Origin of the sequence: Brevundimonas sp. (assembly GCF_041688735.1) — a bacterium.
GTDB lineage: Bacteria > Pseudomonadota > Alphaproteobacteria > Caulobacterales > Caulobacteraceae > Brevundimonas.
The window spans coordinates 1-20,047 of sequence record NZ_JBDNHO010000080.1 but is presented as its reverse complement, the minus strand read 5'-3'; the positions used below and the strand labels follow the sequence as shown (position 1 = coordinate 20,047).

The window sequence follows — 20,047 nt, the reverse complement described above, 5'->3', positions numbered from 1 at the left end:
GGGGGGGGGGGGGGGTATAAAGGCGTTCAACGTTACGAGAGGGTGTTTCCGTCGCATTTCCAGCGATTAAAACGCACGTCGTTTTATCAGCCCTCTTTCGCACGCCCGACGTGTCTTTCGCGAGTGAACTTTCGGACAGATTGCGTCCGCCAGGCGCGGCAAGGCGTCACGCTCATCCCGCGTGCCTCAGGACCTCTTCCAGGCCCTGTTCGCGGACCTTGCGATACAGGGTCGAGCGACCGATGCCGAGGCGACGGGCGATCTCGGACATGTGGCCGGCATAGACCTCGATGGCGTGCTGGATCAGGTCGCGCTCGATCTCCTCCAGCGTCCTGAGGTGACCGCGCTCGTCAAGGATGCGAACAGGGCTGTCGGGCAGGGGAGGCAGTTCGATGCTCGCGGCACCCTCTCCCGGCATGCCCGGCGGGCGACCGCCGTCGCCCTGGCTTTCGGCGGGCAGGAAGGGGGCGGACAGTCCCGAGACGGCGGGAAAGTCGTGGGGCTGGAGGAAGGGCGCGTCGGACAGGACGATGGCGCGATAGACGGCGTTCTCAAGCTGACGGACGTTGCCGGGCCAGTCGAAGGTCTTCAACAGGGCCAGGGTCTCGCCGGCGCATCCCGCGACGCGCTTGCCCTCCTCGACGTTGAAGCGGGCGACGAAATGATCGACCAGCGCGGGTATGTCCTCACGCCGGTCGCGCAGCGCCGGAGCCTCGATCGGGAAGACGTTCAGGCGGTAGAACAGATCCTCGCGGAAGCGGCCGTCCCGGACCTGTTCGGCCAGATCGCGGTTGGCGGCCGAGACGATACGGACGTCAACCTTGACCGAGCGTTTGGAGCCGACGGGGTCGATCTCGCCTTCCTGCAGCGCGCGCAGCAGCTTGACCTGCGTGTCCAGCGGCAGTTCGCCGATCTCGTCCAGGAACAGCGTGCCGCCGGACGCCTCGGCGAACTTGCCCGGATGCTTGTCGGACGCGCCGGTGAAGCTGCCCTTCTCGTGTCCGAACAGGATGGACTCCACCAGATTGACGGGTAGGGCCCCGCAATTGACAGCCACGAAAGGCTTGCCCGACCGGTCGCTGGTGCCGTGCAGGGCGCGGGCGATGACTTCCTTGCCAACGCCGCTCTCGCCCGTGATCAACACCGGAATGCCGGATTTCGCGGCTCGTGCGCCCAGCGACTTCACCACGCGCATGGGTCGGCTGTCGCCGACCATATCGTCAAAGGACGTCCGGCCAGCCACATGTTTCTTGAGCCTGCCGACCTCGGCCGTCAGTTGGGTCATTTGCAAGGCGTTGCGGACGCCGACCAGCAGACGTTCGGCCGAGACCGGCTTGACGAAGAAGTCCTGGGCCCCGGCCTGCATGGCCCTGACCACGGCTTCCACACCCCCCGAAGCCGTCAGCACGATGACGGGCGTGGTCACGCCCGCCGTGCGGATCTCGGCCAAGGCCTCCATGCCGCTCATGCCCGGCATGACCATGTCCAGCAGGATCACGTCGGCCCCACCGCCCTTGGTCATGCGGTCGATGGCTTCGCCGCCGCTCTCGGCGTGCACGACCGCATAGCCTTCGCGTTCCAGCACGGCTTGGGCGAGGCGGCGTTGCGTCGGATCGTCATCGACCACGAGAACGGTCTTGGCCATAGGGGCACCCTTCATCATCGCACAGGCCTGTCCTCATTCGGCGGGACTGGCTCATTCCGGGACGTTTTTAGGCCTCACAAGGTGAAGATCGGGTTGTTCGGGGTGGTGAGCGCAGGGTTAACGGGGCGGATCACTTGAGTTCTCCGTCTTTGCGTGTATAGAGCGCGGCTTCTCCGTCATGGCCTCGCGTCATGGCGGTCCTGTCCGAGAACTTCGGGGCGTGGGGGCCACCCACGCCATAAATGCCAGAGAGCCCTCTGGTGCCGTGGGGAGATGGGGATGCAGACGACGCCAGACGTTCCGGTATCCGGACGTCGGGGTTCGAGCTTCCTTCGGACATTACGACCGGCCTGAACGCTTCGCGGCGACGCGCGGCGCTTTGGCCATCCGCCTCACGGGAATAAGCCCGGCGGCGAATACCAGACTGGAGACCGCAATGGACCGCGCACAAAAAGCCGAGTCGATCGAGACGCTCAAGGGCGTTTTCGCCGACGCGGGCGCCGTGGTCGTGACCCACAACCTGGGTCTGACCGTTGCGGACATGGAAGACCTGCGAGGACGCCTGCGTACTGCCGGCGGCACGTTCAAGGTGGTCAAGAACCGCCTGGCGCTCAAGGCCCTCGAAGCCGCCGAAGGCAGCGATTACCACGGCCTGTTCAAGGGTCCCGTGGGCATCGCCTATGCCAACGACGCGGTGACGGCCGCCAAGATCACCGCTGAATACGCCAAGGCCAATGACAAGTTCATCGTCCTGGGCGGCTTCATGGGTGAACAGGTTCTGGACGCGAAGGGCGTGGACGTTCTGTCCAAACTGCCGTCGCTGGATCAGATCCGCGCCTCGCTGCTCGGCCTGCTCAACGCTCCCGCGACCAGGATCGCCGGCGTCGTGCAAGCCCCGGCGGCCCAACTGGCCCGGGTGTTCAACGCCTATGCCACCAAGGACGCCGCGTAAGCGGACCTAGCCTCTTTCATCTCCGCACACTCTCTCTGAACCCAATCCCTCCGAAGGAACCTATATCATGGCCGACCTGTCCAAAATCGTCGAAGACCTGTCCAAACTGACCGTCCTCGAAGCCGCCGAACTGTCCAAGCTGCTGGAAGAAAAGTGGGGCGTCAGCGCCGCAGCTCCGGTCGCCATGGCCGCTGCCGGCGGCGGTGCCGCCGCTCCGGTTGAAGCCGCTGAAGAGCAGACCGAGTTCACCGTCGTCCTGACCTCGGGCGGCGAGAAGAAGATCAACGTCATCAAGGAAGTCCGTGGCGTGCGTTCGGACCTGGGTCTGAAGGAAGCCAAGGACCTGGTCGAAGGCGCTCCGCAGAACGTCGTCGAGAACGTCTCCAAGCAAGTCGCCGACGAAGTCGCCAAGAAGCTGACCGAAGCCGGCGCGTCCGTACAGATCAAGTAAGCAGGACGGACCTCTCGAGGTTTGTTTCTGTAAGGGCCGGGGGAAACCCCGGCCCTTTTCGTTTGTCGGATCAGCGCCGTCGCGGGGCCAGTATGTCGCCGAGCCGGTCCGGGGTACCCTCGATGCGCTCAAGCCGCGGGTAACGCAGGCCGTCGTGCCAGGCGAAGGACAGGGTGCGGAAGCGGTCGCCGTTCTTGAGGATCAGGACGATAGGGTCGCTGCCGCCCTTCGCCGCCGTGACCGCCTGGCGCAGGACTTCGGCAGAGGCGGCGCGGTCATTCACGGCGATCAGGTCCCAGCCTGCGCCCAGTCCCGCCTCATAGGCCGGGCCGCCCCAGCGGACGCCGCCGATGCGGTTGTTCGCGCCGAGGGTGAAGCCGAGGGAATACTGGAAGTCGTTGGCCCAGCCGGTGTGAACCTGTTTCTCGGTCGCGGTCAGACCGTCGACCCAGGTCAGCCGATAGCCGCCGCGCGCGAGGCCGTCCAACGGGGCGCGGGCGTCGGGACCGACGGCGTCCAGACGGCTGCGCAGGAAGCCGGACCAGTCGTGCGGGTGGACTGCGTCCAAGGCCGCGACCACCTCCTCGAAAGTATAGCCGCGCGCCTGGGCCTCGCCGTCCAGGCGACCGAAGAAGCCGCTGGCGAAGTCGTCGAGCGAGCGGCGACCGTTGGAGCCCTCGCGGATCAGGGTGTCTGCGTCCAGCCAGACCAGCAGGGCCTCGTCATAGTAGTCGGTGGTGGTGCGCATCCACGACGGCCACTGGCCGGGCACGCGATAGCCGAGAAGGTTGTGATTGTTGGTGTCCTGCAGCGAGCGCCACTGGCGGCCGGGCTGGGTCTCGTAGAAGGCGGCGTGGCCGGCCAGGCCCGCCAGGGTCTCGTCCTTGCCCGCCAGACCGGCGCGGGCGGCCAGCACCTCGCCCCAGTATGAGGTCAGGCCCTCATAGACCCACAGCAGGGTATTCTGGGTGGGGACATTGTAGTTGGCCGTCAGTTCGTCGGCCGGGCGCATGTATTTGCCGTTCCAGGAGTGCACATATTCGTGTGGCAATAGCTGTCGGCTGCTCAGCGAGCCCGTGCCCCTGGTGAAGAAGTCAGGCGCCAGGGTGTTCTCGGACGAGCGATGGTGCTCGAGTCCGATCCCGCCCAGCTGGCTGGTCACGCCGACCAGGAATTCGTAGCGGTCGAAGGGACGGGCACCGAACAGTCGGTCGGCCTGAACCACCAGGGACTCGAACTTTTCCATCAGTCCTTCGGCGGGCTGCAACTGCCCGGCCTCGTCGGCGACGAGGCTGAGGTGGACCGGCGACGGGCCGTCGGCGTCGAGCGCGAAGCGGCGGTAGTGGGCCCCCGCGAACATGGGGCTGTCGACCAGGGTGTAGAGGCTGACCGGCGCGAACCGGGCGAGGCCGCCCTCGTTCGACACCGTGTCGAGGGCGACGCCGTAGCCCCAGCCCTCGGGCAGCCGGATCGACGCCTCGACCGTGATGCCGGTGGCGGCATAGCCGGCCGGGTAGAGGATCGCCTTTTCCCACTGCATGTTGACGATGTTCGGGGTCTGGACCACCCGCCAGGCCCCGCCGTCGGGCTGGGTCAGCCACTGGAAGGCGACCTCGATCTCGGTCACGCCCAAGGGAATGTCGAGGTGGAAGGCGTGCGGCTCGATCGTGTCGCGCAGCCATTCCAGCCGGCGGCCGTCGGGTGCGGTGACGGTCAGGCCCGAAATCAGCTGGATCGGCCCGGTGCCGGCGTGGTTGCCGGGCAGGAACTCGGGATAGAGCAGGGTGAAGGCCCCGGCGGCCGGGACCGGGATGGTCTGGCGTACGCTGATGATGCGGCGGGCACGATCGGTGACGTCGGCCTCGTAGCGGATCACGCCCGGGAAGGTCGCCCGGGTCGGGGCGGGAATGGTCGGCTGCGGACGCGGCAGAGCCAGGGCGGCGTCCTGCGGCTGGGTCAGGACCGGGGTCTGGGCCAGGGCCGGGACGGCGGCGAACAGCAGCGCGGTGGCGCAGGCGGAGACGAACAGGCGGGCAGGGGAACGCATCATGTCGGCGACTCTCGGCGGGGGGAGGCGCAGATCACGCGCGAAGCCGCCCGGCGTCAAGGCGCGGAACGCAGGTCGTCGGCACCGGGCACCCGGAAAAAACAGTGCAATCGGTGCAATCGGTGCAATGGGCGCCGCCACGCCTCAGTCGTCTCCGGCGTGGGCGGCGACCGACGTCTTAAGCCGGTCCAGCAGCGCGTTGGCCCGGTCCAGCGCCTCATCCCCCGCCTGTGCCCGGCGATCGTCTTCCTCGCCCGAGGGGCGGCGGGTGGCGGCCAGTTCGCGATAGAGCCGGGTCCAGCCGCGCGCCTCGATCATCCGGCCGCGACGCACGGCCCGGGCGGCGTGGGCCCAGGCCAGTTCGGCCAGTTGCTGCGGCGTTTCATAGATGTCGACGGAAGGCCCGGCGTCGTCATCATCGGCAGGCGCAAACGGCGCGAGGGGATCGACCCGGTCCAGGCTGTCGTCGTCAGCGGACTCCAGGCCGAAAGGGTCATACGGCGGCGGCGTCCAGTCGTCGTCCGTTTTAACGGCGACGAAGGGCGCGTCGCAGGGCGTTTCGAGCTGATCGGCGCGCCGCCAGCCTTCGTTGCGGGCGCGCCAGCGGAAGGTCGACAGGCTGAGGCCGTGACGTTCGCAGACTTCGCCGGCGCTGCCGCCGGCCAGATAGTCGAGGCGAGCGGCGCTCCAGACGGCGTCGCTGCGGGGGCGATGGCCGGAGGGATCGTGGAAAAGGTCTGAGGCAAGGTCTGGGGCAAGAAAGGGTTCGCGGGTCATGCCCGGGAGTCTCGCACGACCCCGGTCCAGGGCGGACAAATGACGCTGATGGAGCTAAAATGCTAAATATAACAACGGTACAGAGCCGCCGATTGTGACGGCGTTCGCTGAACTGCCAGCGGTCAGGCGGGGGCTTTGACGTCCAGCAGTTCGACGGTGAACAGCAGGGTCGAGTTGGGGGGCAGCTCATCGCCGCCGACCCAGCGTTCGCCGTAGCCGAGCGCGGCGGGGATGACGAATTCGAACTTTTCGCCCTCGCGCATCAGGCCGACGCCCTCGGTCCAGCCCTTGATCACGCGGTTGAGCGGGAATTCGGCCGGTTCATTGCGAGCGTAGGAACTGTCGAACTCGCGGCCGTCAACGAAGGTGCCGCGATAGTGGACGCTGACCGTGTCCGTGGCGGCGGGCTGGCGGCCGGAGGCATTGGCCCGGCCCACGCGGCGATATTGCAGGCCGGACTCGGTGGTGGTCCAGCCGGGCCTGGCTCCGTTCAGCGTCAGATAGGCGGCGTTGCCGGCGTTCCAGTTCTCCTGGGTATTGCTGCCCGAGAAGTTGATGTCGGCGGCAGGGGCGCCGGGCGATGAGGCGCAGGCGGCGAGGACGAGGGCGGCGGAGGCGGCGATCAGGATGCGGGTCATGCGGCAACGCTATGCGTTCGACGGGGGGCAAGGCAATGGGCCACGCGATCGGCCCTGCGCCAGTCCTGAACACCTTCGCTGAAATCAACTGCGCAAGGGGGTCTTTATTTCGCCGTCAAAGTCAGTATATCACCCGGTTCCGCTATCTCCTCCATGAGTCCGCGCGAAAGCGTCGAGGCCCGGTCCGTCGCCCTCCGACCGAGCGAAGACGCGCTCCTCCCCAAGGAGCCCTACAGTCAGGTGTCCTGGTGCCGCAAGGCCCGAGGGTGGACGCCGAAACCGATGGTCACGGGTCGCCGTTTGGCGAAGCCGTGGCCGCTGCATTGAGCGCGGGCTGCCCGGCCTCGCGCATTGGGAAGACAGAATGGCCAAGTCCAAAGCCGAAGTCGCCGTCGTCAACGGCCATTTCGCCCACGCCACCACCTTTACCGGCAAGAAGCGCATCCGCCATTCGTTCGGCCGCATCCCCGAAGCGGTTCAGATGCCGAACCTGATCGAGGTTCAGCGCGCCTCCTATGAGCAGTTCCTGCAGCGCGAAGTGCGCTCGGGACCGCGCAAGGAACAGGGCATCGAGGCGGTGTTCAAGTCGGTGTTCCCGATCAAGGACTTCAACGAACGCGCCATCCTCGAATATGTCTCCTACGAGTTCGAGGACCCGAAATACGACGTCGAGGAATGCATCCAGCGCGACATGACCTATGCCGCGCCGCTGAAGGTCAAGCTGCGTCTGATCGTGTTTGAATCGGACGAGGAGACGGGCGCGCGCTCGGTCAAGGACATCAAGGAACAGGACGTCTACATGGGGGACATCCCCCTGATGACGGACAAGGGCACCTTCGTCGTCAACGGCACAGAGCGGGTCATCGTCTCGCAGATGCACCGTTCGCCGGGCGTCTTCTTCGACCACGACAAGGGCAAGACGCACAGCTCGGGCAAGCTGTTGTTCGCCGCGCGGGTGATCCCGTACCGCGGTTCGTGGCTGGACTTCGAGTTCGACGCCAAGGACATCGTCTTCGTCCGCATCGACCGCCGCCGCAAACTTCCGGCCACGACCTTCCTGATGGGTCTGGGCATGGACGGCGAGGAAATCCTCAAGACCTTCTACGAGACCGTGCCCTACGAGAAGCGCGGCGAAGGCTGGGTCACGCCCTACAAGCCGGAACGCTGGCGCGGGGTGAAGCCCGAGTTCGACCTGGTCGACGCCGACACCGGCGAGATCGTCGCCTCGGCCGGGGCCAAGATCAGCGCCCGCCAGGCCAAGAAGCTGGCCGACGGCGGCCTGAAGGCCCTGTCGCTGGCCGCCGACGCCCTGCTGACCAAATATCTGGCCGCCGACGCCGTCAACTACGAGACCGGCGAAATCTACGCCGAGGCCGGCGACGAGCTGGACGCGCCGACCATCGAACTGCTGGAAGGCTACGGTTTCACCACCATCGACGTGCTGGACATCGACCACGTCACGGTCGGCGCCTACATGCGCAACACCCTGCGGGTGGACAAGAACACCGGCCGCGAGGACGCGCTGTTCGACGTCTACCGCGTGATGCGCCCGGGCGAGCCGCCGACCCCGGAGGCCGCCGAAGCCATGTTCAACTCGCTGTTCTTCGACAGTGAGCGCTACGACCTGTCGGCCGTCGGCCGGGTCAAGATGAACATGCGTCTGGAAACGCCGGAAGTGTCCGACGAAATCCGCGTCCTGCAGAAGGACGACGTGCTGAAGGTGCTCCAGATTCTGGTGGGGCTGAAGGACGGCCAGGGCGAGATCGATGACATCGACAACCTGGGCAACCGCCGGGTCCGTTCGGTCGGCGAGCTGCTGGAGAACCAGTACCGCGTCGGCCTGCTGCGGATGGAGCGCGCCATCAAGGAGCGCATGTCCTCGGTCGATATAGACACGGTGATGCCGCACGATCTGATCAACGCCAAGCCGGCCGCTGCGGCCGTGCGCGAGTTCTTCGGTTCGTCGCAGCTGTCGCAGTTCATGGACCAGACCAATCCGCTTTCGGAGATCACCCACAAGCGTCGTCTTTCGGCGCTTGGCCCGGGCGGTCTGACGCGTGAGCGCGCGGGCTTCGAGGTCCGCGACGTGCACCCGACCCACTATGGCCGCATCTGCCCGATCGAAACGCCGGAAGGCCCGAACATCGGCCTGATCAACTCGCTGGCCACCCACGCGCGGGTCAACAAATACGGCTTCATCGAGAGCCCCTACCGTCGCGTCAAGGACGGCAAGGCCACGGACGAGGTGGTCTACATCTCGGCCATGGAAGAGGCGAAATACACGATCGCCCAGGCCAACATCGAACTGAAGAACGGCATGATCGTCGAGGAGCTGGTCCCCGGCCGGATCAACGGCGACTCGCAATTGCTGATCCGCGCCGACGTGGACATGATGGATGTGTCGCCGAAACAGGTCGTTTCGGTCGCCGCCGCGCTGATCCCCTTCCTGGAGAACGACGACGCCAACCGGGCCCTGATGGGCGCGAACATGCAGCGTCAGGCCGTGCCGCTGGTGCAGTCGGACGCGCCGCTGGTCGGCACCGGCATGGAAGCCATCGTCGCGGTGGACTCCGGCGCCGTCGTGGTCGCCAAGCGTGACGGCGTCGTCGAACAGATCGACGGCACCCGTATCGTCGTGCGCGCCACCAACGAGCTCGACGCCGGCCGTTCGGGCGTCGACATCTACCGCCTGTCCAAGTTCCAACGGTCCAACCAGTCGACCTGTATCAACCAGCGCCCGATCGTGCGCGTGGGCGATGAAGTGAAGGTCGGCGACGTGATCGCCGACGGCCCTTCGACGGACCTGGGTGAACTGGCCCTGGGCCGCAACGCCCTCGTCGCCTTCATGCCCTGGAACGGCTACAACTTCGAAGATTCGATCCTGATCTCCGAGCGTATCGTGCGCGACGACGTCTTCACCTCGATCCATATCGAGGAGTTCGAGGTCATGGCCCGCGACACCAAACTGGGTCCGGAAGAGATCACCCGCGACATCCCCAACGTCGGCGAGGAAGCCCTGCGCAACCTCGACGAAGCGGGCATCGTGGCCATCGGCGCCGAGGTCCAGCCGGGCGACATCCTGTGCGGCAAGGTCACGCCCAAGGGCGAAAGCCCGATGACGCCGGAAGAGAAGCTGCTGCGCGCCATCTTCGGCGAGAAGGCTTCTGACGTCCGCGACACCAGCCTGCGCCTGCCGCCCGGCGTCGCCGGCACGATCGTCGACGTGCGCGTGTTCAACCGTCACGGCGTCGACAAGGACGAGCGGGCCATCGCCATCGAGCGGTCGGAAATCGAGCGCCTCGGCAAGGACCGCGACGACGAGCTCAAGATCCTCGAGCGCAACGTCTACGGCCGCCTGCAGCCCCTGATCCTGGGCAAGACCGCCACCTCGGGCCCGAAGGGCCTGGGTCGTGGCGCGGTGACGGACGCCAAGCTGGGCGAGCTGTCGCGCGGCCTGTGGTGGCAGATCGCCCTCGCCGACGAGAAGGCGATGGGCGAGCTGGAAGCCATGAAGAAGCAGTTCGAGGACGCCCGCAAGGCGCTCGACCGCCGCTTCGAGGACAAGGTCGAGAAGCTGCAACGCGGCGACGAACTGCCCCCCGGCGTGATGAAGATGGTCAAGGTCTTCGTGGCCGTGAAGCGCAAGCTTCAGCCCGGCGACAAGATGGCCGGCCGTCACGGCAACAAGGGTGTCATCTCCAAGATCCTGCCGATCGAGGACATGCCGCATCTGGAAGACGGGACCTCGGTCGACGTCGTGCTGAATCCGCTGGGCGTGCCGTCGCGCATGAACATCGGCCAGATCTTCGAAACCCACCTGGGCTGGGCCGCCGCCGGTCTCGGCAAGCAGATCCAGAGCCTGCTGGAAGCCTGGCAACAGGGCGGACAGAAGAAGGCGCTGGTCGATCATCTGGTCAGCATCTACGGGCCGGACACCCCGCTTCCCGACTCGGAAGAGGATCTGATCGAACTGGCCAGGAACCTGTCCAAGGGCGTGCCCTTCGCCACCCCGGTGTTCGACGGCGCGCACATCAACGACATCGAGGAACTGCTGGAGAAGGCGGGCCTGGACCGATCCGGCCAGTCGATCGTCTATGACGGTCAGACCGGCGAGCAGTTCAAGCGTCCGGTCACGGTCGGCTACATCTACATGCTGAAGCTGCACCACCTGGTCGACGACAAGATCCACGCCCGTTCCATCGGTCCTTACTCGCTGGTCACCCAACAACCGCTGGGCGGCAAGGCCCAGTTCGGCGGACAGCGGTTCGGCGAGATGGAGGTGTGGGCGCTGGAAGCCTATGGCGCGGCCTACACCCTGCAGGAAATGTTGACGGTGAAATCCGACGACGTGGCCGGCCGGACCAAGGTCTATGAGGCCATCGTCAGAGGCGACGACAGCTTCGAGGCGGGCATTCCCGAGAGCTTCAACGTGCTCGTCAAGGAAATGCGCTCGCTGGGCCTGAACGTGGAGCTGGAGAACAGCTGAGGCGCGCGGAGCGCGCCTCAGAGTGGCGAGTGATCAGTGGTGAGTGGCGAGTGAAGCGATTCAGCGCCGTCGTTGCCCTTCTTGCTCGCCACTGATCACTCGCCACTCGCCACTATTTTTTACGCGGCCCTCCCGCCGCAGAAGGAAAACAAGATGAACCAGGAAGTCCTGAACATCTTCAACCCGGTCCCGGTCACCCCGACCTTCGACCAGATCCGCATCGCCCTGGCCTCGCCGGAGAAGATCCGGTCGTGGTCGTTCGGCGAGATCAAAAAGCCGGAAACCATCAACTACCGCACGTTCAAGCCCGAGCGCGACGGCCTGTTCTGCGCCCGTATCTTTGGCCCGACCAAGGACTACGAATGCCTTTGCGGCAAGTACAAGCGCATGAAATACAAAGGTATTATCTGCGAGAAATGCGGAGTGGAGGTCACCTTGGCCCGCGTCCGGCGCGAGCGGATGGGCCATATCGAGCTGGCCGCCCCGGTCGCTCACATCTGGTTCCTGAAGTCGTTGCCGTCGCGCATCTCGCTGATGCTTGACATGGCGCTGAAGGACGTCGAGCGCGTCCTGTATTTCGAGAACTACATCGTCACCGAGCCGGGCCTGACCCCGCTGAAGCAGAACCAGCTGCTGACGGAAGACGAATTCTATCGCTACCAGGACGAGTTCGGCGATGACGGCTTCACCGCCGAGATCGGTGCCGAGGCCGTGCGCAACCTGTTGATCGGCATCGACCTGCATGCCGAAGCCGACAAGCACCGCGGCGAACTGGCCGACAGCCCCTCGGAAATGAAGGCCAAGAAGGCCTCCAAACGCCTGAAGCTGATCGAGGCCTTCCTCGAAAGCGGCAACAAGCCCGAGTGGATGATCCTGACGGTCGTGCCGGTGATCCCGCCTGAGCTGCGCCCGCTGGTGCCGCTGGACGGCGGCCGCTTCGCCACCTCCGACCTGAACGACCTGTATCGCCGGGTCATCAACCGCAACAACCGCCTGAAGCGGCTGATCGAGCTGCGCGCGCCCGACATCATCATCCGCAACGAAAAGCGGATGCTGCAGGAATCGGTCGACGCCCTGTTCGACAACGGCCGTCGTGGTCGCGTCATCACGGGTGCCAACAAGCGCCCGCTGAAGTCGCTGGCCGACATGCTCAAGGGCAAGCAGGGCCGCTTCCGTCAGAACCTTCTGGGCAAGCGCGTCGACTATTCGGGCCGTTCGGTCATCACCGTGGGTCCCGAGCTGAAGCTGCACGAGTGCGGCCTGCCCAAGAAGATGGCGCTGGAGCTGTTCAAGCCGTTCATCTACGCGCGCCTCGACGCCAAGGGCCTGTCGGGCACGGTCAAACAGTCCAAGCGCATGGTCGAGCGCGAGCAGCCGCAGGTGTGGGATATCCTCGACGAGGTGATCCGCGAGCATCCGGTACTGCTGAACCGCGCGCCGACGCTGCACCGTCTGGGCATCCAGGCGTTCGAGCCCAAGCTGATCGAGGGCAAGGCCATCCGCCTGCACCCGCTGGTCTGTACGGCGTTCAACGCCGACTTCGACGGCGATCAGATGGCCGTCCACGTGCCGCTGAGCCTCGAGGCCCAGCTGGAAGCGCGCGTCCTGATGATGTCGACGAACAACATCCTGTCGCCCGCCAACGGCAAGCCGATCATCGTGCCGTCGCAGGATATCGTGCTGGGTCTCTACTACCTGTCCCTGATCAAGGAAGGCGAGAAGGGCGAGGGCAAGCTGTTCGCCAACATGGGCGAGATCGATGCCGCGCTCGACGCCGGTGTCGTGTCCCTGCACACCAAGATCAAGGCGCGCTGGACCGAGATGAACGCCGCCGGCGAAGTCATCACCAAGGTCATCGACACGACCCCGGGCCGGATGAAGCTGGGCGCGCTGCTGCCGCACAACGCCAACATCGGCTACCGCCTGCTCGAGAAGAATCTGACCAAGAAGGAGATCGGCAACCTGATCGATCAGGTCTATCGCCACTGCGGTCAGAAGGCGACGGTCATCTTCGCCGACCAGATGATGCAGCTGGGCTTCCGCGAGGCGGCCAAGGCGGGCATTTCCTTCGGCAAGGATGACATCGTCATCCCGGCCGCCAAGGCCACCCTGGTCGCCGCCACCCGGACCCAGGTCGAGGAGTATGAGCAACAGTACGCGGACGGCCTGATCACCAAGGGCGAGAAATACAACAAGGTCGTCGACGCCTGGGCCAAGGCCACGGACAAGATCGCCGACGCGATGATGGGCGAGATCGCCCAGCCCCGCGTGCTGATCAAGGGTCAGGCCCCGGACATCAACTCGGTGTTCATGATGGCCAACTCGGGTGCCCGCGGTTCGCAGGCCCAGATGAAGCAGCTGGGCGGCATGCGCGGCCTGATGGCCAAGCCGTCCGGCGAGATCATCGAGACGCCGATCATCTCGAACTTCAAGGAGGGTCTGACCGTTCTTGAGTATTTCAACTCCACCCACGGTGCCCGCAAGGGTCTGGCCGACACCGCGCTGAAGACCGCCAACTCGGGTTATCTGACCCGTCGTCTGGTGGACGTGGCGCAGGACTCCATCGTCACCGAGGACGATTGCGGCTCCACGCGGGGCATCACCCTGCGCGCCGTGGTCGAAGGCGGCGACGTGCTGGTCTCGCTGGGCCAGCGCGTCCTGGGTCGCTATGCGGCCGAGGACATCAAGGAGCCGGGCGGCGAGACGGTGCTGTTCAAGGCCGACACCTACCTCCAGGAAGAGGAGGTCGAGGTCATCGACAACGCCGGCGTCCAGTCCATCAAGGTCCGTTCGGCCCTGACCTGCGAGGCCGAAGCCGGCATCTGCGCCTTCTGCTACGGGCGTGATCTGGCGCGCGGCACCAACGTCAACATCGGCGAAGCGGTCGGCGTCATCGCGGCGCAGTCGATCGGCGAGCCGGGCACCCAGCTGACGATGCGGACCTTCCACATCGGCGGTACGGCCCAGGTGGCGGAAACCTCGTTCTACGAGGCGACCAACCCCGGGATCGCCAAGATCACCGGCCCGACCGTCAAGGCGGCGCACGGCGATCTGGTGGCCATGAGCCGCAACGTCGTCGTCACCATCGTCGTCGACGGCAAGGACCGCGAGAGCCACAAGATCCCCTATGGAGCGCGCCTGCGCGTCATCGAGGGGTCGGACGTCAAGCGCAGCCAGCGCCTGGCCGAGTGGGATCCCTACACCTCTCCGATCCTGACCGAAGTCGGCGGCGCGATCCGATTCGAGGATCTGGTCGAGGGCCTGTCGGTCCGTGAGGAAACCGACGAAGCGACGGGCATCGCCCAGCGCGTCGTCAGCGACTGGCGCGCCAGTCCCCGCGGCGCGGACCTGCGTCCGGCCATGGGCGTCACCTCCGGTGAGGCCTATGCCAAGCTGGCCTCGGGCTCGGACGCCCGTTACCTGCTGCCGGTGGGCGCGGTTCTGTCCGTTTCCAACGGCGACGTCGTCAAGCCGGGCGAGATCATCGCTCGCGTCCCGACCGAGGGCGCCAAGACGCGCGACATCACCGGCGGTCTGCCGCGGGTGGCCGAGCTGTTCGAAGCCCGTCGACCCAAGGACTGCGCGGTCATCGCCGAGATGGACGGCCGCGTGGAATTTGGACGCGACTACAAGAACAAGCGTCGCATCAAGATCACGCCGGAACCGGATGCCGACGGCAACCAGGCCGAGCCGGTCGAATTCCTGATCCCCAAGGGCAAGCACATCTCCGTCCACGACGGCGATCTGATCAACAAGGGCGATTACATCATCGACGGCAACCCGGATCCGCACGACCTGCTGCGCATCCAGGGCGTCGAGGCCCTGGCCGAGTATCTGGTGAACGAAGTGCAGGAGGTCTATCGCCTGCAAGGCGTGCCGATCAACGACAAGCACATCGAGGTGATCGTTCGCCAGATGCTGCAGAAGGTCGAGATCCTGGACTCGGGCGAAACCACCCTGATCCGTGGCGACACGGTCGAAGTGGCGGAAGCCGTGGCCGAGAACCTCAAGGTCGAGAAGCGCAAGGGCCGTCAGGCCACCACCCAGCCGGTCCTGCTGGGCATCACCAAGGCGTCGCTGCAGACCCGCAGCTTCATCTCGGCGGCGTCCTTCCAGGAGACCACCCGCGTCCTCACCGACGCCTCGGTCAACGGCAAGACGGACACGCTGGAAGGCCTGAAGGAAAACGTCATCGTCGGTCGACTGATTCCGGCGGGCACGGGGGCCTATCTCCGCGCCCTGCAGAAGATCGCCAACGAGCGCGACGAGGTCCTGACCACCGCGCGGGAAGAGGCCATCGAGCCGCTGCCCGCCGATCTGGCACTGGAGCTGGAGAGCAGCGAAAGCTGATCCAAGGGTTCGGACTGAAATGAAGAGGGCGGTTCCGGTGACGGGGCCGCCCTTTTTTTCTCCTCCCTGTCGCGCAGCGATGGGGAGGTGGCGCGGCGCGCTTGCGCCGTGACGGAGGGGGCGACGCCGGCCGGGCCGGTGGACCGCTAAACACCATCACCGAGTCGCCCCCTCCGTCTCGCCGGCTATCGCCGTCGAGCCACCTCCCCATTCGCGACGCTCATGGGGAGGAGATGCTACCGCGGCCCGTCGCGGCGGTTGGTGCGGATGTTCTGCGTCGAGTCCGGCTGGAACGATGGGTCGAGGTGGCCCCCGGCGACGCCCATGCCGAAATTGGAGCCGACGCCGTCCGACGGGCCGACGTTGCCACTGCCGCCAGCCAGCGGACGGCGGCGCGACTCATAGTTGGCCAGGGCGCGGGCCCCCTCGCGCGCGAACGGACTGTCGTCGGTGTCGTCGATCGGCGCGGCGCGGGCGGCGGCCAGACCGAAACGCTCGTCGCAGACGGCGCGCTCTCCCGCCGTCAGCAGACGCGGGTTGGCGCAGCCGACCGGGCTGACCCGAAGGCCCCGCGCCACGCGGTCGCCCAGCGTCCGGGGCCGGAGCTGCCAGACGGCGGCACCGACCTCCGCGGGCGGCGCGACGCCTGCAGGGCCGAACCGGGGCGCGGGCGCGGACGGCGCGTCCTCGTCGCGCGGGGCACGGAAGGGCAGGGCAGGGGCTGCGGTGGCCGAACCGGGCAGGTCGAGGCTGTCCATGGGCGTCGGTCGTGCCGCCGGCTGCGGCCGGACGCGGGCGAGCTCGCCGGACAGCAGCGGGCGGGGTTCGATCTCGACCATGATGACGGGCGGGGGAGCGTCGAACGCAGCGATGTCGTCGAGCGCCAATGATCTCATGCCGATGAGACCCAGGACGAGCGCGTGGGCCAGGACCGACGCGGCCACGATCGCCGGATTGCGCCAGCCTCCGGCACGGGTTGGCCACGTCCACGCCAGCCCCGCCATTCGCCCTCCGATCCTTTACCGCATTACAGGACGGGTGGAGCGTGGCGGTAATGGGGCCGGTTGCATGCGGCCTACGTTTCGCGCCCGTCGCCACCCTTGACCGAACGGGCCTCCCGGCGTAGAAGCCGCCCACTTTCGAGGTTCCCGGTTCGCCGGGTTCCGGGATCGTGACAATTGAACGGACGGGCTGTGCCCGCCGGAACGCCCGAAGCGCGCGTTCCGGCCCTTTTTGTTGGTTGACCGGTTCGCCGGGCGGCAAACCGGGGGCGTTTGGTTGCTCCTTTCCGGCTCGAGATCAAACCCGGGGCGGCGCGTCAGCGTCGTCCGAAAAGAAGGCTCATGAGGCGCTCCGGCCGAAAGGCACACGCCTCCATCGATTGAAAGAGACGAGTTTCGAATGCCGACTATCAACCAGCTGATCCGCAAGCCGCGCCAACCCAAGCCGGTGCGCAACAAGGTGCCGGCCCTGAAGGGCTGCCCCCAGCGCCGCGGCGTCTGCACCCGCGTCTATACGACGACCCCGAAGAAGCCGAACTCGGCTCTGCGGAAGGTCGCCAAGGTGCGTCTGACCACCGGCATCGAAGCCGTGTGCTACATCGGCGGTGAAGGCCACAATCTGCAGGAGCACTCGGTGGTCCTGATCCGCGGCGGCCGCGTCAAGGATTTGCCCGGCGTGCGTTACCACATCCTGCGCGGCGTGCTCGATACGCAAGGCGTCAAGGACCGCAAGAAGCGCCGTTCGCACTACGGCACGAAGCGTCCGAAGTAAGCGACAGCTCCATTCCATTCGCCGGTCCATACCTTCGGGTTTCGGATCGGCCGTCCGACACCGATTTAGAAGGCCAAGCCCATGTCACGTCGTCACCGCGCCCAGAAACGCGAAGTCCTGCCGGATCCCAAATACAAGGATCTGATCGTCACCAAATTCATGAACTACGTCATGTACGAGGGCAAAAAGGCCGTCGCCGAGAACATCGTCTACGGCGCGTTCGAGATCCTGGCCGAAAAGAAGAAGGAACAGGAGCCCGTCGTGACGTTCCATGCCGCGCTGGACAATGTGGCCCCGGCCGTCGAAGTCCGTTCGCGTCGCGTCGGCGGTGCCACCTATCAGGTGCCGGTCGAGGTTCGCCCCGATCGTCGTCGCGCCCTGGCCATCCGCTGGCTGGTCAACGCCGCCCGCAAGCGTGGCGAGAACACCATGACCGAAAAGCTGGCCGCCGAGCTGCTGGATGCGTCGAACAACCGCGGCACCGCGGTCAAGAAGCGCGAAGACACCCACAAGATGGCCGAAGCCAACCGCGCCTTCAGCCATTACCGCTGGTAACGCCTTTAAAGCGTCACTCGCGCTGACTAACGACAGGGTATTCGGCGCGGGCGGTTTGAGCTAAATCGCCCGCGCCCCTTCCCCACGCAGATCGACATCTCCCTGAGGGCGCTCCCCGCGCCCGAATTCACTTCAAGGCACGTTCACCATGGCCCGCGTCAACAAGATCGAGGACTACCGCAATTTCGGCATCATGGCCCACATCGATGCGGGCAAGACGACGACGACCGAGCGGATCCTTTATTACACCGGCAAGAACCACAAGATCGGCGAAGTGCACGACGGCGCCGCGACCATGGACTGGATGGACCAGGAGCAGGAGCGCGGCATCACCATCACGTCGGCCGCGACGACCGCCTACTGGAAAGAGAAGCGCCTCAACATCATCGACACCCCCGGTCACGTGGACTTCACCATCGAAGTCGAGCGTAGCCTGCGCGTGCTGGACGGTGCCGTGGCTGTGCTGGACGGCAACGCCGGCGTCGAGCCGCAAACCGAGACCGTCTGGCGTCAGGCCGACAAGTACAAGGTTCCGCGGATCGTCTTCGTCAACAAGATGGACAAGATCGGGGCCGATTTCGACGCCTCGGTGCAGTCGATCCGCGACCGTCTGGGCGCCAAGGCTGTGCCGATCCAGTTCCCGATCGGTTCGGAGAACACCCTGTCGGGCCTGGTCGACCTGGTCGCCATGACGTCGGTCGTCTGGGACAACGACGCCCTGGGCGCCAACTTCACCGTCGGCGAGATCCCGGCCGACCTGATGGAAAAGGCCGTCGAGGCCCGCCAGTACCTGATCGACAACGCCGTCGAGCAGGACGACGAGGCCATGGAGGCCTATCTGGAAGGCGTCGAGCCGACCGAGGCGGTGCTGAAACGCTGCATCCGCAAGGCCGTTCTGATCGGTGCCTTCTATCCGATCCTGTGCGGCTCGGCCTTCAAGAACAAGGGCGTGCAGACGCTGCTTGACGCCGTCGTCGACTACCTGCCGTCGCCGCTTGACATCCCGCCGACGCCGGGCATCGACTTCAAGACTGAAGAGCCGATCGTGCGCCGCGCCTCGGACGACGAGCCCCTGTCGGTGCTGGCGTTCAAGATCATGGATGACCCGTTCGTCGGCTCGCTGACCTTCTGCCGCATCTATTCCGGCAAGCTGGAAACCGGCATGGGCCTGCTGAACTCCAGCCGCGACCGCAAGGAACGCGTCGGCCGCATGCTGCTGATGCACTCCAACGACCGTCAGGACATCAAGGAAGCCTATGCCGGCGACATCGTCGCCCTGGCCGGGCTCAAGGACACTCGCACGGGCGACACCCTGTGCGACCCGCTGAAGTCGCCCGTCATCCTCGAGAAGATGGAATTCCCGGCCCCGGTGATCGAGATCTCGGTCGAGCCCAAGACCAAGGCCGACCAGGAGAAGCTGGGCGTCGCCCTGGCCAAGCTGGCCTCGGAGGATCCGTCCTTCACCGTCTCGACCGACCACGAGTCGGGCCAGACCATCCTCAAGGGGATGGGCGAACTGCACCTCGATATCAAGATCGACATCCTGCGCCGCACCTACAAGGTCGACGCCACGATCGGTCAGCCGCAGGTGGCCTACCGTGAATCGCTCGGCCGCAAGGTCGACATCGACTACACCCACAAGAAGCAGACCGGCGGTACGGGCCAGTTCGCCCGCGTCATGCTGACGTTCGAACCGGGCGAGCCGGGCTCGGGCTTCGTGTTCGAGAACTCGATCGTCGGCGGGGCGGTGCCCAAGGAATACATCCCGGGCGTCCAGAAGGGTCTGGAGTCCATCAAGGACTCGGGCCTGCTGGCCGGCTTCCCGCTGATCGACTTCAAGGCGACCCTGACGGACGGCAAATACCACGACGTCGACTCCAGCGTGCTGGCGTTCGAAATCGCGGCCCGCGCCGCCTTCCGCGAACTGAAGGAAAAGGGCGCGCCCAAGCTGCTCGAGCCGATCATGGCGGTCGAAGTCGTGACCCCCGAGGATTACCTCGGTTCGGTCATCGGCGACCTGAACGGCCGTCGTGGCATGATCCAGGGTCAGGACATGCGCGGCAACGCCACCGTCGTGAACGCCTTCGTGCCGCTGGCCAACATGTTCGGCTATGTGAACACGCTGCGCGGCATGTCGCAGGGCCGCGCGCAGTTCACCATGCAGTACGACCATTATGAGCCGGTGCCGCAACACGTCGCCGACGAAGGGATCAAGAAATACAGCGCCTAAACCCACAGTTTGCTTTCGGCGGACCCCGGTCCGCCGGGGCCCCTGAAAACCCAAGGACAAGCCCCCTGTTCAGGGGACGGAGAGAAGAGAATGGCCAAGGAAAAGTTCGAACGTAACAAGCCGCATTGCAACATCGGCACGAT

The 20,047-nt window shown here is 65.8% G+C and carries 12 protein-coding genes; 7 read left to right on the top strand and 5 right to left on the bottom strand.

All coding sequences use genetic code 11. The annotated features are described in order from the left end of the window. Nucleotides 1–172: 172 nt before the first annotated feature. Nucleotides 173–1,645 carry a sigma-54-dependent transcriptional regulator gene (locus ACESMO_RS08340; RefSeq protein WP_372707698.1) on the bottom strand — a complete coding sequence of 491 codons (1,473 nt, stop codon included), beginning with the start codon at nt 1,643–1,645 and terminating at the stop codon, nt 173–175. A gap of 436 nt (nt 1,646–2,081) precedes the next feature. Between ACESMO_RS08340 and rplJ the strand changes: the two genes are divergently transcribed. Together rplJ and rplL are read left to right on the top strand one after the other, a co-directional pair. Further along, the gene (rplJ, locus tag ACESMO_RS08335) at nt 2,082–2,597 is read left to right on the top strand and encodes a 50S ribosomal protein L10 (protein WP_372707697.1); all 516 of its coding nucleotides are present in this window, start codon (nt 2,082–2,084) and stop codon (nt 2,595–2,597) included. Nucleotides 2,598–2,664: 67 nt separating this feature from the next. Beyond that, nucleotides 2,665–3,048, top strand: coding sequence for a 50S ribosomal protein L7/L12 (rplL, locus tag ACESMO_RS08330; RefSeq protein WP_372707696.1), 384 nt, complete (start codon nt 2,665–2,667; stop codon nt 3,046–3,048). Nucleotides 3,049–3,118: 70 nt separating this feature from the next. On the opposite strand, the gene ACESMO_RS08325 is transcribed toward rplL, so the two are convergent. From ACESMO_RS08325 to ACESMO_RS08315, 3 genes are all read right to left on the bottom strand, one after another. Beyond that, entirely contained in the window at nt 3,119–5,098 is a 1,980-nt protein-coding gene (locus ACESMO_RS08325) for a M61 family metallopeptidase (RefSeq protein WP_372707695.1), read from the bottom strand. Nucleotides 5,099–5,239: 141 nt separating this feature from the next. Further along, nucleotides 5,240–5,872 carry a hypothetical protein gene (locus ACESMO_RS08320; protein ID WP_372707694.1) on the bottom strand — a complete coding sequence of 211 codons (633 nt, stop codon included), beginning with the start codon at nt 5,870–5,872 and terminating at the stop codon, nt 5,240–5,242. A gap of 122 nt (nt 5,873–5,994) precedes the next feature. After that, a complete protein-coding gene (locus tag ACESMO_RS08315) occupies nt 5,995–6,510 on the bottom strand; it encodes an FKBP-type peptidyl-prolyl cis-trans isomerase (protein ID WP_372707693.1) in 516 nt (171 codons plus the stop codon). A 364-nt stretch (nt 6,511–6,874) separates the two neighbouring features. Here ACESMO_RS08315 and rpoB point away from each other — a divergent pair, with 364 nt between their 5' ends. After that, nucleotides 6,875–10,996 (top strand): DNA-directed RNA polymerase subunit beta, encoded by a 4,122-nt coding sequence (rpoB, locus tag ACESMO_RS08310; protein WP_372707692.1) that lies wholly within the window; start codon nt 6,875–6,877, stop codon nt 10,994–10,996. 153 nt (nt 10,997–11,149) lie between these two features. Next, nucleotides 11,150–15,346 carry a DNA-directed RNA polymerase subunit beta' gene (rpoC, locus tag ACESMO_RS08305; RefSeq protein ID WP_372707691.1) on the top strand — a complete coding sequence of 1,399 codons (4,197 nt, stop codon included), beginning with the start codon at nt 11,150–11,152 and terminating at the stop codon, nt 15,344–15,346. A 236-nt stretch (nt 15,347–15,582) separates the two neighbouring features. Here rpoC and ACESMO_RS08300 read toward each other — a convergent pair whose 3' ends face one another. Further along, on the bottom strand, nt 15,583–16,350 hold the full coding sequence (locus ACESMO_RS08300) for a hypothetical protein (RefSeq protein WP_372707690.1): 768 nt from the start codon (nt 16,348–16,350) through the stop codon (nt 15,583–15,585). A gap of 397 nt (nt 16,351–16,747) precedes the next feature. On the opposite strand from ACESMO_RS08300, the gene rpsL reads away from it, so the two are divergent. The 3 genes from rpsL to fusA all read left to right on the top strand — a co-directional run bounded on the left by rpsL (nt 16,748) and on the right by fusA (nt 19,904). Beyond that, a complete protein-coding gene (rpsL, locus tag ACESMO_RS08295) occupies nt 16,748–17,119 on the top strand; it encodes a 30S ribosomal protein S12 (protein ID WP_372707689.1) in 372 nt (123 codons plus the stop codon). An 81-nt stretch (nt 17,120–17,200) separates the two neighbouring features. Beyond that, nucleotides 17,201–17,674, top strand: a complete 474-nt coding sequence (rpsG, locus tag ACESMO_RS08290) for a 30S ribosomal protein S7 (protein WP_372707688.1) — start codon at nt 17,201–17,203, stop codon at nt 17,672–17,674. A 148-nt stretch (nt 17,675–17,822) separates the two neighbouring features. After that, a complete protein-coding gene (fusA, locus tag ACESMO_RS08285; protein ID WP_372707687.1) occupies nt 17,823–19,904 on the top strand; it encodes an elongation factor G in 2,082 nt (693 codons plus the stop codon). The last annotated feature ends 143 nt before the right edge of the window (nt 19,905–20,047 follow it).

Coding starts and splice junctions, on each gene's coding strand:
- ACESMO_RS08340 (WP_372707698.1), bottom strand. CDS start 1,645: ATGGCCAAGACCGTTCTCGTGGTCGATGACGATCCGACGCAACGCCGC.
- rplJ (WP_372707697.1), top strand. CDS start 2,082: ATGGACCGCGCACAAAAAGCCGAGTCGATCGAGACGCTCAAGGGCGTT.
- rplL (WP_372707696.1), top strand. CDS start 2,665: ATGGCCGACCTGTCCAAAATCGTCGAAGACCTGTCCAAACTGACCGTC.
- ACESMO_RS08325 (WP_372707695.1), bottom strand. CDS start 5,098: ATGATGCGTTCCCCTGCCCGCCTGTTCGTCTCCGCCTGCGCCACCGCG.
- ACESMO_RS08320 (WP_372707694.1), bottom strand. CDS start 5,872: ATGACCCGCGAACCCTTTCTTGCCCCAGACCTTGCCTCAGACCTTTTC.
- ACESMO_RS08315 (WP_372707693.1), bottom strand. CDS start 6,510: ATGACCCGCATCCTGATCGCCGCCTCCGCCGCCCTCGTCCTCGCCGCC.
- rpoB (WP_372707692.1), top strand. CDS start 6,875: ATGGCCAAGTCCAAAGCCGAAGTCGCCGTCGTCAACGGCCATTTCGCC.
- rpoC (WP_372707691.1), top strand. CDS start 11,150: ATGAACCAGGAAGTCCTGAACATCTTCAACCCGGTCCCGGTCACCCCG.
- ACESMO_RS08300 (WP_372707690.1), bottom strand. CDS start 16,350: ATGGCGGGGCTGGCGTGGACGTGGCCAACCCGTGCCGGAGGCTGGCGC.
- rpsL (WP_372707689.1), top strand. CDS start 16,748: ATGCCGACTATCAACCAGCTGATCCGCAAGCCGCGCCAACCCAAGCCG.
- rpsG (WP_372707688.1), top strand. CDS start 17,201: ATGTCACGTCGTCACCGCGCCCAGAAACGCGAAGTCCTGCCGGATCCC.
- fusA (WP_372707687.1), top strand. CDS start 17,823: ATGGCCCGCGTCAACAAGATCGAGGACTACCGCAATTTCGGCATCATG.